We start from the raw sequence: 909 nt of genomic DNA, 5'->3' as shown, positions 1-909 counted from the left end.
TTGTTTTTCTTTGTTACACATTAAATAACAAACTGGTTAATTACCTGCAACAACTATTAGAGTTTAGTTCTTTTTGTTCATTGAGAGCATTGCTCAAATCTGAGGAAGTGAAAGTAGATAAAAAGCACAAAGCTGGCGTCAAGCCAGCTTTGAGTTAAACCTGTATTGTCATGAATCAAGCCATTATAGGTCTTGAGCTTCAATCCATAGTACAGCATCTTGAGACAGCTCTTTGCCCTTGTATTCAGTATCAGGACCAGAACCTAGACATGCAAAGCCCCATTTACCTGCTGTAGGGATACCAAAGGTAAACATACCCTGGTCGTCAGTGATTGCAACGATTGCAGAAGCTGGTGTACCACGATGAGTGTCTTTACCAAATGCGTTAGCTTTTGTGTCGATATCTGTATTTAGGAACTCGATCTCACACTCAACGCCGGCAGCTGGTTTACCTTCAGAAAGCAGCTGACCTGTGAACGTGCTACCTGCAAATACTTGGTACGGCTTGTTCTTAGGTACGATCTCAGTTTTTAGGCCAAGAGGCGTTTCCCAACCTGTAGGTAGAGCACCTTTGTTGATGACACGTTTAGTGATTTGTTGAATGTAGATGTCCTCACCACCTTCATAGTAAGGTGCAGGAACTAAACCGAAGATGTAGTCACCGTTACGACGTACTTTATACTCAACTTGGTAAGCGTCTGCTTTGTTGTCGTGACCACTCCATTTGATTGGTTTGATGTCTTTTAGTAGGTCAGTTTTTTTATCTTTGAACTGAACGAAAAACTCTTCTGGTTGGCCCATGTCCATCACGTGGCCATTTTCCATCGGGTGACCAAATACCAGTTTCATATCAAGTGTTGTCGGCTGTTCCAATTGAGATGTAGGAGTGTACAAGAGTTGGAAGTGAGC

The 909-nt window shown here is 42.4% G+C and carries 1 protein-coding gene; it reads right to left on the bottom strand.

The window, feature by feature from the left end; translation table 11 throughout:
* Positions 1-183 precede the first annotated feature (183 nt).
* A partial coding sequence (locus QTO00_RS20240; protein ID WP_331426348.1) for a DUF4198 domain-containing protein occupies positions 184-909 on the bottom strand: 726 nt, incomplete at its 5' end.

Origin of the sequence: Vibrio sp. M260118 (assembly GCF_036533755.1) — a bacterium.
Classification (GTDB): Bacteria; Pseudomonadota; Gammaproteobacteria; order Enterobacterales; family Vibrionaceae; genus Vibrio.
This window is presented reverse-complemented; position numbering and strand designations above follow the sequence as displayed.